We start from the raw sequence: 13,333 nt of genomic DNA, 5'->3' as shown, positions 1-13,333 counted from the left end.
AGATTGCTCGGAGTGCGGGCATCTTACGGGTATACAGACGAGCGATCGCCGTCACAATGCCCCGATATCCATGCACGAATCCCTCCCTTCACCAGCTCTGAATCGCGCAGACTTGCGGGTGCCCTACTTGCGCACGATCTCGCTGCAGAATGGCTCGATGCTGGGTCTATTGCTGGCTGATGTGGCGGGATTGGCGATCGCCTGGAAAGGGGCGGAATGGTTTGCCTTCCGCGATCCGGCTGCGTTTGTACGGATTTGGGCGCTGGGGCCAGATGTGGGACTGTATTGGATTGCCCTGGTGTTGCAGATCGTGCTGAGTACGGCGGCCGGACTGTACCGCTATGGAGATGGTTGGCGCGATGTAGGCAAGCAACTGCGAACGACGGCGTTGGTGTTCTTGACCGTCCTCTTGGTTGCTTTTATGTACCGCAGTGCGGACGGGCTGCCGCGATCGCTGTTTGCGATCGCCTGGGTAGGTTCGACGGGATTCACCCTCTGCAATCGCTGGATTGCCCATCGATTGGTGGAGAGCTTGTGGCGACGGGATAAGGCAACGGTTCCGGTACTGTTGCTGGCCCATGCTGATGAAGTGCGGGAGATTCGCCAAGGATGGCAGTTGAAATCGGGCTATCGAGTGGTAAAAGCTCAAATCGCCCCCCGGCGCAGCCGCAAATCAGACCGATTGCCCGTCGAGACAGGAGGGCAAGACAGCCATCTGGGCAAAATTTTGGCGGTGGCAACGGTGGCAGAACTGTGGCAACAATTGCAGGTCAGCGGAGCTCGCGAGCTGCATGTGAGCGAGTCTTGCTATCAGCGGATGACGCCCGCCGAACTGTGGCAGTTACGCGGCTTGGGTAAAGTGGTCAGGATTGTACCGCAGGGCTTGCGCCCCAAGCATCCCAGTGCCCGCAATCGCAGTTTTGGTGGCGTGCAAACCGTAGAATTCATCCCACCGATTTTGTCGGGGCTGGATTTTTGGGTCAAGCGGGTATTTGATGTCTGTGCGGCAACTGTTTTGTGTTTTTTGCTGGCCCCCCTATTGATCGCGATCGCCGTCTGGATTCGGCTCGATTCCCCAGGCCCCATCCTGTTTCGACAGCAGCGGGTGGGACTGAGCGATCGGCCCTTTAAGATTGTCAAATTCCGCACGATGGCGATCGACGCCGAGCAACGCCAGCAGCAGTTGGAAGCCCGCAATGCCAGTCCAGACGGGATTTTATTCAAAATAAAGCGCGATCCGCGCATTACCCGGGCGGGCAGTTGGTTGCGCCGCACCAGCCTAGATGAATTGCCGCAGTTGTGGAACGTTCTGCGGGGAGAGATGAGCTTGGTGGGACCGAGGCCGTTGCCCTTGCGCGATGTCAAGCGCTTTCAGCCGTGGCATCACGCCCGCCATCAAGTTTTACCGGGCATTACCGGTTTGTGGCAGGTCAGAGGGCGCGGCCAAGCCCTGGATTTTGACGATGCCATGGCCCTGGATCTCGAATACATTCAACAGTGGTCGTTAGGGTTAGATATTCGTCTACTGTGGTTAACGGTCTGGGTCGTGCTGTCGGGTAAGGGCGCTTATTAATGGAGACCTCCAAGTCCGAGCGATCGGATGGCGAAACATCCGATCCGAGCTCCTCGGGTCAGCTTTTGGGGGCGATCGCCTTTGCGATCTATGCGGTCTTTACGTTATTGCCCAATAGCGTTTTGCAGATCGTGGCTTGGCCGTTCGCGCCCCTTTGGTTGGGGGGGCTGGCCTGTGGGGCGCTGTGGGGATTGCTGCAGTGGTGGCGAGCGACTCCGGCCAGGGGGTTGGGATTGGGTCTGGATGGGGCCGTAGCGTTGAGCGCGATCGCCACGATCGCCTCGACCGTCACTTCGCAATGGCCGACCCAGGGGAGCTGGTATGTGGCCCAATTTGTTTTGCACTTGATGGTGTTATATGGCTTGGTGCAATGGCTGCGATCGCCACTGCACCGCTTGTGGATGTTAAAGGCAACGGGCTGGCTGGGGTTCGTGTTTTCGCTCGAAAGCCTGACCCTGTGGATCGGCCAGGTTGTTCTTCCCAAGCTGAATCAGATCCAGCGTTTCGAGCAATTGGGATTGGCAGCCCAATTCAATTTCGGCAGCTTCGAGCTCCAAAACACCTTGCCGCTATTCCATCAAAATTATGTGGCCGGTTTCCTGTTACTGCTGCTCCCTTGCACGGTCACTTTAGTATGGCTGCAGCGCCAGACGCGCTGGCGCTGGTGGTGGGCCTTGACCTGCGGTCTGGAACTGGTGGCGCTGTGGAGTACGCAATCGCGGGGCGGTTGGTTGGGGCTGTTGGCTGCCTGCTTGGCGGTACTGGGAATTGCCCTTTGGCACTGGTTGCGCAGTTGGCGATCGCGGGCGATCGCCATCGCCTGTTTTAGTGGAGGAACGATCGCTCTGGCCGCTGCGAGTCCGCGCTTGCAGGTGACCTTGACCGCACTCGCCAGCGGCAATCTACATGCATTCTCTTTTCGCGCCATTGCTGCTGCGGCCAGTTGGGATATCTTGGCCGCCCATCCACTATTGGGCACGGGGCCGGGAACGGCGGCCTGGGTATTTTCCACCTATCGCCCCGATTGGGCGGGACTGGAAGCACAGGCGATGTTTCACCTGCACAGCACTCCTTTGCAGTTAATGGCTGAATTGGGGGGGATGGGGTTACTGGTTGTGGCCGTTTGGCTGGCGGTACTGGTCGGAGTGGCCTGGAGATATTTTCGTCAGTGGCAGCAGTTGGAGGGGGACGGCGATCGCGCTTGGGCGGCAGGATTGAGTTTGGGGTTATTGGGCTTTGGGGTGCAGGCACTGACTGACTATCAGTTGGATGTGCCCGCAATTAGCCTGTATTTAATTGCCGCCATTGCAGGATTGGCCAGCATGGCACCGCCATCGAGCAGATCGGCCTGCAGTCTCGGACAGCAACGGGCCGTGGGGGCGATCGGGTGTGTGGCTTTGGCGATCGCCCTAACGTCAATCGGACCGCGTTACTGGGCTTGGTCCGCCTCCAGCCGGGGCCTAGAAGCCTATTTCGACAACGATTTTGCCACCGCACAAGTTCAGCTAGACAGAGCCCACCAGATTTTTCCCCAGGAGCCTTTTTACCCCGTGCAAGCGGGATGGATCGCGAACCGGCAGGCGAGCGAGATCTCCGATCCCGCCATCCAAGTGCAGAAGCGGCAGGAGGCCATTGCTTGGTTCGAGCGGGGGTTAGAGATTTTGCCCAATGACGAGTTTCTGCACACGAATCTGGGCTATTTTCAATTGGCGCAGCGCCCCGCCTTGGCCGCCGAGCACTTTCAGCGCAGTTTAGAACTCAATCCCGCCCGATCGCTCTTGGCAACTGGGCTGGGGCTGGCGCGATTGGGTAATGGCGAATCTACCGATCGCGCGATCGCCCCCCTCGTGCGGGACCTCGTGCGCCACCCCCATCTCATCAGTAGTCCCCTCTGGCAGCAAGCCTTGCTGCCCGAGACTTACGCACAACTGCTCGACTCGCTGGATGCCACCTACGCCGGCGCGATCGATCGCTATCCCCAGTTGGCTTACTTGCGCCACAATTGGGCGGCGGTGCGCTGGTGGCGAGGGGATCTAGAGGGTGCCGAGGGTTTGCTCGAAGCAGGCGAACAGCCTCTGCTGCAAGCTTTGATTCTAGCGGCACGCGGCCAAGTGGAGGCGGCGACAGCAATCGTGGCCAGTCAACCAGCGACTCCAGAGATTGCACTACTGCGGGCTTGGCTCGATCCGGGCGATCGCGATCGCTGGTTAGCCCAAGTCGCCGCTCAATTTCCCACCCCTTTGTGGCCGAGTTTGTCGCCTCAGTTGCCTTTGCTGGATTGGCTGCAGCAACCGGATGCCATCCAGCCCAAGCAAGCCAACCGCAATTACTTGACTCAAGGGGTCTACCGCCGCACCGACGGTCCCCGCTTAACGGATACCTTTACGTTTCCTGTCAATTGGGTCATCACTGAGGTTTGGAACGGCCCATTCCAAACCCCGCGAATTGCGGTAGAGCTCGATGGCGCATTACAGGCGATCGCCCCGATTGAGTGAAGGCTTCAGCGCAGCTTGCCCGCGCCCGTGGGAGTGCTTAGTTCCGCGTCCAGTGACTGGGGGAGTGCCAGGAGATAGGCCCGGATCTCATCCCTGACGCGGCGGTAGTGAACTAATGCCTCTGCTTCGGTTGCAGCCCCTGCCGCTAGCTTGGGCGGATCGTCGAAACCCCGGTGAATCACTTTCGTTTTGGCTGGAAAGAAGGGACAATTCTCGTCCGCATGACCGCAGACGGTCACCACATAATCGAATTCCCGCTCGCCGAGCTCGTCAACGGTCTTGCTACGTTGGCTGGAAATGTCAATCTCGATTTCGCCCATCACCTTCACCGCAAGGGGGTTGAGCCCGTGTTTTTCAATACCTGCCGAGTAGGGCTCGACAACATCGCTCAGGAAATGGCGGCAAAGTCCTTCCGCCATTTGACTCCGGCATGAATTCCCCGTGCAGAGAAAAAGGATTCGAATTTTGTCACCCACGTTCGTTTCCTGCCCGAGAACTGCTTTGCGATCGTACTTTAACCTCGAATTTGTCCAGAGACACGCCACCAAGCTGTAGGTAAGGAAACTGGCAAAACCAGTTACATCGAACGCTTCAACTGCACGACCTGAGTTCGATGGCGCTGCATGGCCCTCACCCCCGGCCCCTCTCCCAAGTTTGGGAGAGGGGAGAAACAGCCGAAAATCCTTACGGGGCCTTGTTCCCCTGCCCCCAAAGTTGGGGGTAGGGGTTAGGGGAAGGGGGCCAGACGTCTGTCGAACTGACGTTGCACGATACGCCAGCGCATTGCACGCTTGGTTCGCAAGACTCTCTCCTTTTCTAAAAAGCTGGAGAATCATATTGGAGCTATCTGGATGTTTGTTCATCACTACAACGCATCCTTACATGTCTAGGACTACCGTCCGTCGTCTCAGCAGCCTGGACAATATCCACCCCCAGAGCCAACCGTTGTGGGGATGAAGACACGCTCTCCCAAGCGCCAGCTATGCTTCTCATCTGCCACCAAGTGGGATGGGATCGCTTGGGGCTCTTTGACTGTAGGGGAGAACAAAATCTGGACGGATTTGATACACGTCTCGATATGTTTTAGGACGTGTCGATCGAAGGCAGTGACTCAATCAGTCTTCACGTTCGCGGATCGGTTGAACAGTAACCGCTCGCACACAGCTAGAGTGACTGGCCATTGCTACCGGAAGAACCCGAACAGTCCAAATATATTCAGATCTCCCCGCATCTGGGCCAATTCCCGCCGATGGGTGTCAGCAGTTTGGTAATACCACTGACAATATTGCTCGAAAGCCTCGCGATGGCGCACTTCCCGGCTGAACTCCAAACTGAGTTCGAAGCTCTCCAGCACCGCTTCAGCACGATTGGCTTCGGAGATGAACGGCTCGAACTCGTGCGGAAGCATAAAGGATCTGCCAGAGGAATACCTTACCCTAGCAAACCTTTCTCGGCCCGACGAGGCGATCTAAACTCGGCGATCGCGAACGGCCAGGTCATTCAAATCCGATCTGGATTAACCCTTGGCTTCGGGCTCGTACTTAGCCACGCGCACTTTTTCCGCCAATCCCAACACCTGCAAGACGCGCACGGTCATCCAAGTGGCGTCAATTTCCCACCAGCGCAAACCGTGACGGGCGGACTGGGGATAGGCGTGGTGATTGTTGTGCCAGCCTTCGCCATAGGCAACGATGGCCACCCACCAGCAGTTGGTGGAGAGGTCGTCGCTGTCAAAGTTGCGGTAGCCGAATTGATGGGTGGCGCTGTTGACCAGCCAAGTGCTGTGATAAACCAGCACTAAACGAACGAACACTCCCCAGATGACAAAGCTCCAACCGCCCAAGAAGTACAAGATTGCGCCTAAAACAACTTGGGGCAGCAGGAAAAACTTCTGCATGAACTCGTAATAGGGATCGCCATTCAGATCGGGCGTAAACCGGCGAATTTCCTCTTGCGAGGGAGGGGCATGCATCAACCAGCCCATATGGCTCCACCAAAAGCCTCGGTTGGAGTCGTGGGGATCGTTGGCGGTGTCGGAATACTTGTGGTGAATGCGGTGCATCCCCACCCAGTCGATGGGACTGCCTTCTGCGGTGAGACTGCCGAGAGTTGCTAAGGTGTACTCTAACCACTTGGGAGTCTTGAAGCTGCGATGGGTAATCAGGCGATGGAAGCCGAGGGTAACCCCCAAACCGCCAGTGACCCAGTGAAGGGCAAAAGCGATTGCTACAGCAGGCCAACTAAAGAAGAAGGGAGCGAGCAGAGCGCCAGCGTGGATCGCAGACATGAAGGCGATAACCGGCCAGTTGAGTCGATCTCTGGCAGAAGGGGGGAGTGCTTTTGTAGTCATGCGTGTTATGGTATCGGGTTTTAGCGCCTCTTTGTTGAGATTCTTTGCTAAAGATGAATGATTTTTTAAGTCTCTCATTTAAGCAGATTGACGATCGCGTCAGGCACAATCTAGAGCGTACCCTGTTGGCGTTCCGCGAGCACCGGGTGGGGGCTCGCCATTTTGCCGGGGTTTCGGGCTACGGGCACGATGACTTGGGCCGGGAGGTGCTCGATCGCGTTTTTGCTCGGGTGATGGGGGCCGAAGCCGCTGCCGTTCGCTTGCAGTTTGTTTCGGGTACCCACGCGATCGCCTGCGCCCTCTTTGGCATCTTGCGGCCGGGGGATGAGTTGTTGGCGGCGGTGGGGGCTCCCTACGATACTCTGGAGGAGGTGATTGGCTTGCGGGGCAAGGGGCAGGGCTCGCTGGCAGAGTTTGGGGTGAGCTATCGACAGGTGGAGCTGACCGCCGAGGGCGGGGTGGATTGGGATAAGCTCGCCACCGCAGTGGGACCGCAGACGCGAGTCGTCCACATTCAGCGCTCTTGCGGATATGACTGGCGACCCAGTGTGGCGATCGCCGAGATCGAACGTATCGTTCGCATGGTGAAAGCACAAAACCCTGCTGCCATTTGCTTTGTGGATAACTGTTACGGCGAGTTTGTAGAAGAGCGAGAACCCTGCCACGTCGGCGCAGATTTAATCGCCGGATCGCTGATTAAGAATCCGGGGGGAACGCTGGCTCCGGCAGGAGGATATGTGGCCGGACGGGCAGATTTAGTCGAGAAAGCCGCTTGCCGTCTTACTGCGCCAGGAATCGGATCTGCGGGGGGAGCCACTTTCGATCGAAACCGACTGTTATTTCAGGGCTTATTTATGGCACCGCAGGTGGTGGGGGAAGCCGTCAAGATTGCCCACTTGGCCGCCAGCACCTTTGCCGAGATGGGCTATCCAGTGGCTCCCGCACCCACGGCGGCTCGCACCGATGTAATTCAGGCGATCCAGTTGGGGACGGCAGAAAAGGTGCAGGCGTTTTGTCGGGCGATTCAGTCTCGATCGCCAATTGATTCCTATCTCGACCCGGTGCCCGATCGCATTCCCGGCTACGCTGATGCGGTGATGATGGCAGGGGGAACCTTTATTGAGGGGAGCACGCTGGAGCTATCTGCCGACGGCCCGCTGCGATCCCCTTACAATGTCTATTTGCAGGGGGGCACCCACCTCAGTCACGGGGCGATCGCGATTGAGGCAGCGGCGGAAGCCGTTCGCGCACTCAACCGTGCGGACTAGACTCCGACGGTTAGGAAACCCCGATCGGTCCGGGCTGAATGTACTGGCCCTTGTCATAATCGCCGTATGACGCTAGTTTGAGTCGGCATTTTATGCGAATCCTAGTTTGTGCGAATCCTAGTTTGTGCGAATCCTAGTTTGTGCGAATTCCCAGTTTGACCTGATGCGAGGCGAGAAGTGGAAAAAGGGACGTTAGTGGAATTTCGCCTCCACGGCGAGCGCCAACTGGCTGTGGTGCAAGGAACAGAAGGAAAAAAGAATGCGATCGTGGCCGTAGACTCCGGCCAAACACACTCCGTCCATCCCCGCCAAATTACCTATATTATCCCTGGCGAAAATTACCAATCCAGCGATATTCCCCAGTTTTGGCAAGAGGTCGAAGGCTATCTCGATCCCGATAGTTTGGAAATTGCTTGGGAGCTTTTATTGGAAGACGATCGAGCGGTGGAGCCGTCCGAAATGGCGGATATTTTATTCTCCAGTCAGGATGCCGCGAGCGTCTATGCTGCCTATCGATTGCTGTGCGACGATCGCCTCTATTTCAAGCAAAAAGGCGGTGCCTTCGAGCCGCGATCGCGCGATCGCGTCGAGGAAATCAAACATCAACTGGAGGTGGCCAGTCGCAAAGAACGGCAAAAAGCAGAATTTGAAGCCAAGTTAACCCAAGCCCTCACCGACCCCAATGGAGTGGAGTGGAGCCCGAGCGATCGCCTGCGGCTAGAATCTCTCGAACGCTATGCCCTATATGGCGAAGAATCATCTGACAAAGCCAAAGCCAACGACCTCCTGCGCGATCTCCACCTCCAGGCCAATCCCGAGTCGGCCTTGACCGCACTGGTTAAATTAGGAATTTGGGACATTCACGAAAACCTCCACCTGCGTCGCATTCAAGCCCCTGCTGCTTTCTCGGAAGCCGTGCTGGAGGCCAGCCGCGCTCTACTCGAAACCCCTCCCCCTGACGAAGACGAGCGGCGAGATTTGACGCACCTGCACACCTACACCATCGACGATGCCAGCACCCGCGAGATCGATGATGCCCTCAGCCTTGAATTTCTGGACGGCGATCGCCAGCGGCTGTGGATTCATATCGCCGATCCCACCCGCTGGATCGCTCCAGGCTCCATACTCGATCTCGAAGCCCGCCGCAGAGCTACTAGTATCTATCTACCCGATCGGACGATTCCGATGTTTCCGATGGAGTTTGCGGCTGGACCGATGAGTTTGCGGCAGGGCGAACTGTCCTGTGCGTTGAGCTTTGGCATTGTGCTCGATTCTGAAGGGGGGATTGCAGAGGTAGATATTTGTCCCAGCTACATCAAAGTGTCTTACCGGCTCACCTACGAAGACACTGACGAGATGTTGCAGTTGGGGGTGGAAAAAGAGCTGAGCGCGATCGCCGCTGCCGCTCGCCTGCGCTATCAGTGGCGCTGCGATCGAGGGGCCATCAATATTGGTTTGCCCGAACAGAATCTCAAGGTCGAGAATAATATCCCCACCATTGACGCAATCGAAGATACGCCTTCTCGCCAACTGGTTTCCGAAATGATGGTGCTGGCGGGGGCCGCTGCCGCTCAATTTGCAGAGGAGCATTCCATCCCAGTCCCCTACCGATCGCAGCCAACGCCAGAACTGCCCTCCGAGGACGAGCTGAACGCTTTGGGCAACGGGCACGTCCGCTCGTTTGCCACGATGCGCTGCATGAAAAAAGGAGAGATGGCAATCGTTCCTGCTCGCCATGCGGGTTTGGGCTTGGACTCTTACACTCAAGTCACCTCCCCCATTCGCCGCTACAGCGATGCGATCGCCCACTTTCAGATTAAGGCGGCGTTGGCCGATCGCGACAGCCCCTTCACGACCAGCGAGCTCAAAGATCTTGTCGCCAGCATGAGTGTTGCGGCCCAAGAAGCCACTTTTGCCGAGCGCCAAACCAATCGCTATTGGAGTTTGGAATACCTGCGTTTGCAAGGCGATCGCCCCTGGCACTCCTTGGTGCTCGGTCACCTGCGCGAACACGAGAATTTGGCCCTGGCGATGTTGGATGAAATTGCCTTTCGCATCCCCGTCCGATTCCAACGCCATGTGGACCCCGGCGAATGGGTACATTTGCGAGTGCGGCAGGTGGACCCCCGCCGCGACATTATCGAGTTCGATGAAGTGGAAGCCTGAGGCTCGACCCCACAGCCTGCGGTCCCGATAGGTTTCTAGAGGGGGGGGATTCTCGCTAAGCTGTTTTATGCATCTATCGCAACGTCTCCAACATGGCAACGATTAACGACAACTATCTCAAGCTCGCCGCAGGCTACCTGTTTCCCGAAATTGCCCGCCGGGTGAAGGCATTTGCCGAGGCCAACCCCGATGCGCCGATTATCAAACTGGGGATAGGGGATGTGACCGAGCCCCTGCCCGAAGCTTGTCGCACCGCCATGATTGCGGCTGTCGAGGAGATGGGCAATCGCGCCAGCTTTAAAGGCTACGGCCCCGAACAAGGATATGCTTGGTTGCGAGAGGCGATCGCCAAAGCAGATTTCCAAGCTCGCGGTTGCGAGATCGATGCCTCCGAGATCTTTATTTCCGACGGGGCCAAGTGCGACACCGGCAATATTCTGGATATCTTCGGTGACGACAACAAAATTGCGGTCACCGATCCGGTTTATCCCGTTTATGTCGATACCAACGTCATGGCCGGTCACACCGGTCCAGCCAACGAGAAGGGCGAATACGAGGGCTTGGTTTACATGCCTATCTCGGCAGAGAACGACTTTGTGGCCGCAATCCCTGCCCAAAAAGTTGACCTGATCTATCTCTGCTTTCCCAACAACCCCACTGGAGCAACAGCCACCAAAGACTATCTGAAACAGTGGGTGGACTATGCCAAAGCCCACGACTCGATCGTGCTGTTCGATGCTGCTTACGAATCCTTCATCACCGATCCAGCCTTGCCCCACTCCATTTTTGAAATTGAAGGGGCGCGGGACTGCGCGATCGAATTCCGCTCGTTTTCCAAGAACGCAGGCTTTACCGGCACCCGCTGCGCCTTTACAGTAGTACCCGCGTCACTGAGCGCGAAAGCCTCCGATGGGTCTGATGTGGCGCTGCACAAGTTGTGGAATCGCCGCCAAGCGACCAAATTTAACGGTGTCTCGTATATCGTGCAGCGGGGGGCCGAAGCCGTCTATTCCTCCGCAGGCCAAGCTCAGACGAAAGCATTGGTCGGCTTCTATTTGGAAAACGCTGCCATCGTCCGACAGCACTTAATTGCCGTCGATCTTCAGGTATACGGCGGTACCAACGCCCCCTATGTATGGGTTAAAACTCCCGAGGGGCTGTCGAGTTGGGACTTTTTCGACAAATTGCTGCAAGAGGCTCACGTTGTGGGGACTCCCGGTTCTGGGTTTGGGGCTGCTGGAGAAGGTTATTTCCGCCTTTCTGCCTTTAATAGCCGCGACAATATTGAAGAGGCAATGCGCCGGATTCGTCAGATGTTTGGGGGGGCATAGGATAGCTCAAACGTAATAATATTTAACGCAAGATTTCACAGCCATAAAGAAGCGACAGGCTGAATTCGAGACAGAGTTCAGTCTGTTGTTTTGGTATCAATGGTTTCGCGCAATGATTGCCTCAATCTCAGCAGCCACATTGATGGCGATACCCGCCTGTTTTATCATCTAGGAAACATGTTTAAGAATTTGCCCAAACATAGATGGAATAGGCGATGTGGCTAACTGTGGCAGGCGCAAACAGCGACAGCGATCGCTGACTTGCCCGTGGAAATTTCAGAAACCTCGCGGGCAGACTATTGGGTAAGAATTGGGTATATCGCAGTTTATCTTTGGCTCCCATATCTCATTTACGCAATCTTTGACTTATAAAGACTGCATAAAGAAAAATCCCTTATTCCTATATCTCGCCCTCGCAATATGGTCACCAGTGTAAAGATGTCGAATCAGCTACCGAGCCTAGCCCACGGTCAGCAGGGCTGGTTAAAAACATTTCAAACCCTCAAAGCCCAACAGTTCAACGGTCGGTTTGTGGTTCGGCACGACTATCGCAAACAGTGGGTCTTTTATTTCTATTTGGGTCGATTGCTCTATGCGACGGGAGGATTGCACCCCGTAAGGCGCTGGCAGCGCCACCTGAATGCCACTTGTCCGTCTCTAGATATTGCTCAACTGAGTGCTCTGGGTAGCGCGCACTTGCCCGCAGCCTCTCGCTGCTGGGAATACCACCTGCTTCGCGAAGGCAGCAACTCCGGCCTACTCAGTCGCGAGCAACTGATTCGGTTAATCGGCGGCATGGTTTCAGATGTTGTTTTAGAAATCAGCCAGTCCCCTAAATGCGGGTGGCATACAGTAGCGGATCGACCCCTAGAACCCTGCAAGGGGGTGCTGCTCGATCCGGTGCAATTTCTGGACAGCTTTCAGCAACAGTGGCAGCATTGGCAGTGGTTTGGGATAGAGGACTGCAAACCCGACTGCGCGATCGCCATTGCAAATCTCCAATCATTGCAAGCGCAAATGTCTCCCCAGGCATTTCAGGCCATGACTGAGCTCTTGGACGGCGAGTCAACCTTATTCGAGATCGCTCAGCGAACGGGCAGAAAGTTAACCGATTTGGCGAATTCGCTGATGCCATTGATTCGGAGCAAGATTTTGCGATGGCAGGATCTCTCCGATGCCAAGCCGCCCATCGGGATGGGTTCGACTCCCAAGCCTCAGTCTCAGCCCAGCCTGTACCGCCAGACGATCGCCTGTGTAGACGACAGCCCGATGGTGTGTCAGGTGATGGAGAAAATCTTGACCAAAGAGGGCTACCAGTTTGTCGGGGTGACAGAATCGTTAAGGGCGATCGCCACCTTGCTGGCTAAAAAGCCCGATTTGATCTTCCTCGATCTGGTGATGCCGAATACGAATGGGTATGAAATTTGCTCGCAACTCCGCAGTCTGTCCGTCTTTAAAAGGACGCCCATCATCATTCTGACGGGCAACGACGGTCTGGTCGATCGCGTTCGCGCCAAGCTAGTCGGCTCCACTGAATTTTTGAGTAAGCCAGTGAGTTCGTCAACTGTGTTAGAGGTTGTGAAACAATACCTAACCGTCAAGGTTTAAGGCTAGCGCGGCAAAAGGGTAAGTACTGCATCCATGTCGAGGAGAAAGACGGTCTGCTGCCTGCCGTGGCGATCGCTTGTGGCGACATGGCTGGCAATGCCCAGCGTATCGGCCTGACGATAGGTTTCGGGTAACTGGCGAATGGAGGAGAGGGGCAGCTCCATCAAACTGGGTTCCTGCTCTAGGGGAATGCCGCACGACTGCCCGGAGGGGCTCTTGGCCACCAGGAGGTAGCGGCTGACAGGGGCCTCTAATTCTGGAGATGCCAAAGGCAAACTTTGGCCGAATAGATAGCGGTGCAGGTCAAACACCACCACCTCCTGCTGCGACTCCGGGCTATCGGACTGGGCATTGACGTGGGCAACTCCAGAACTGTTGGTCCCGCTGCTGTAGATGGGGACGCGGCTGAAAACGCGCTGGACAGCTTCTATGCGCAAGGCAATGTCTAGAGAACCGAGCTGAAAGGCGATGGTGCGGATGGACCTGTTCGCAGTATCGGCAGCAGCACGAGGATTGGCGGGAGGACTTGATGTCGCAGTCAC

General features: G+C 56.5%; 10 protein-coding genes and 1 pseudogene. 7 read left to right on the top strand and 4 right to left on the bottom strand.

Going from position 1 to position 13,333, the window contains the following annotated elements; translation table 11 throughout:
* Window positions 1-70 precede the first annotated feature (70 nt).
* A complete protein-coding gene (locus SYN7336_RS10905) occupies window positions 71-1,573 on the top strand; it encodes a sugar transferase (protein ID WP_017325976.1) in 1,503 nt (500 codons plus the stop codon).
* A complete protein-coding gene (locus SYN7336_RS10900; RefSeq protein WP_017325975.1) occupies window positions 1,573-4,068 on the top strand; it encodes an O-antigen ligase family protein in 2,496 nt (831 codons plus the stop codon). The genes SYN7336_RS10905 and SYN7336_RS10900 overlap by 1 nt, the downstream gene beginning before the upstream one ends.
* A 5-nt stretch (window positions 4,069-4,073) precedes the next feature.
* Here SYN7336_RS10900 and SYN7336_RS25440 read toward each other — a convergent pair whose 3' ends face one another.
* On the bottom strand, window positions 4,074-4,544 hold the full coding sequence (locus SYN7336_RS25440; RefSeq protein ID WP_038026899.1) for an arsenate reductase ArsC: 471 nt from the start codon (window positions 4,542-4,544) through the stop codon (window positions 4,074-4,076).
* 288 nt (window positions 4,545-4,832) lie between these two features.
* On the opposite strand from SYN7336_RS25440, the pseudogene SYN7336_RS28840 reads away from it, so the two are divergent.
* Window positions 4,833-4,958: pseudogene (locus tag SYN7336_RS28840) on the top strand (IS1 family transposase); the annotation flags it as partial.
* Window positions 4,959-5,251: 293 nt separating this feature from the next.
* Here SYN7336_RS28840 and SYN7336_RS10890 read toward each other — a convergent pair.
* A complete protein-coding gene (locus SYN7336_RS10890) occupies window positions 5,252-5,476 on the bottom strand; it encodes a hypothetical protein (protein ID WP_017325973.1) in 225 nt (74 codons plus the stop codon).
* Window positions 5,477-5,584: 108 nt separating this feature from the next.
* The gene (locus tag SYN7336_RS10885; RefSeq protein WP_038025900.1) at window positions 5,585-6,418 is read right to left on the bottom strand and encodes a fatty acid desaturase; all 834 of its coding nucleotides are present in this window, start codon (window positions 6,416-6,418) and stop codon (window positions 5,585-5,587) included.
* A gap of 53 nt (window positions 6,419-6,471) precedes the next feature.
* Here SYN7336_RS10885 and SYN7336_RS10880 point away from each other — a divergent pair, with 53 nt between their 5' ends.
* The 4 genes from SYN7336_RS10880 to SYN7336_RS10865 all read left to right on the top strand — a co-directional run bounded on the left by SYN7336_RS10880 (window position 6,472) and on the right by SYN7336_RS10865 (window position 12,791).
* Window positions 6,472-7,686: a methionine gamma-lyase family protein gene (locus tag SYN7336_RS10880; protein WP_017325970.1), complete on the top strand. Its 1,215-nt coding sequence runs from the start codon at window positions 6,472-6,474 to the stop codon at window positions 7,684-7,686.
* Window positions 7,687-7,863: 177 nt separating this feature from the next.
* The gene (locus SYN7336_RS10875) at window positions 7,864-9,852 is read left to right on the top strand and encodes a ribonuclease catalytic domain-containing protein (RefSeq protein WP_017325969.1); all 1,989 of its coding nucleotides are present in this window, start codon (window positions 7,864-7,866) and stop codon (window positions 9,850-9,852) included.
* A 92-nt stretch (window positions 9,853-9,944) separates the two neighbouring features.
* A complete protein-coding gene (locus tag SYN7336_RS10870) occupies window positions 9,945-11,183 on the top strand; it encodes an LL-diaminopimelate aminotransferase (protein ID WP_017325968.1) in 1,239 nt (412 codons plus the stop codon).
* A gap of 438 nt (window positions 11,184-11,621) precedes the next feature.
* Window positions 11,622-12,791 carry a response regulator gene (locus tag SYN7336_RS10865; protein WP_017325967.1) on the top strand — a complete coding sequence of 390 codons (1,170 nt, stop codon included), beginning with the start codon at window positions 11,622-11,624 and terminating at the stop codon, window positions 12,789-12,791.
* Between the two features lie 2 nt (window positions 12,792-12,793).
* Here SYN7336_RS10865 and SYN7336_RS10860 read toward each other — a convergent pair whose 3' ends face one another.
* Window positions 12,794-13,333, bottom strand: a complete 540-nt coding sequence (locus SYN7336_RS10860; RefSeq protein ID WP_156820115.1) for a chemotaxis protein CheW — start codon at window positions 13,331-13,333, stop codon at window positions 12,794-12,796.

The organism is Synechococcus sp. PCC 7336 (assembly GCF_000332275.1).
Lineage (GTDB): Bacteria > Cyanobacteriota > Cyanobacteriia > Thermostichales > PCC-7336 > PCC-7336.
Note: the sequence above shows the minus strand (reverse complement) of the source record. Positions and strands in the feature narration are given on the sequence as shown.

What these genes read in the sequence shown, in the direction of transcription:
- SYN7336_RS10905 (WP_017325976.1), top strand. Translation starts at nt 71, where the DNA reads ATGCACGAATCCCTCCCTTCACCAGCTCTGAATCGCGCAGACTTGCGG.
- SYN7336_RS10900 (WP_017325975.1), top strand. Translation starts at nt 1,573, where the DNA reads ATGGAGACCTCCAAGTCCGAGCGATCGGATGGCGAAACATCCGATCCG.
- SYN7336_RS10890 (WP_017325973.1), bottom strand. Translation starts at nt 5,476, where the DNA reads ATGCTTCCGCACGAGTTCGAGCCGTTCATCTCCGAAGCCAATCGTGCT.
- SYN7336_RS10885 (WP_038025900.1), bottom strand. Translation starts at nt 6,418, where the DNA reads ATGACTACAAAAGCACTCCCCCCTTCTGCCAGAGATCGACTCAACTGG.
- SYN7336_RS10880 (WP_017325970.1), top strand. Translation starts at nt 6,472, where the DNA reads ATGAATGATTTTTTAAGTCTCTCATTTAAGCAGATTGACGATCGCGTC.
- SYN7336_RS10870 (WP_017325968.1), top strand. Translation starts at nt 9,945, where the DNA reads ATGGCAACGATTAACGACAACTATCTCAAGCTCGCCGCAGGCTACCTG.
- SYN7336_RS10865 (WP_017325967.1), top strand. Translation starts at nt 11,622, where the DNA reads ATGTCGAATCAGCTACCGAGCCTAGCCCACGGTCAGCAGGGCTGGTTA.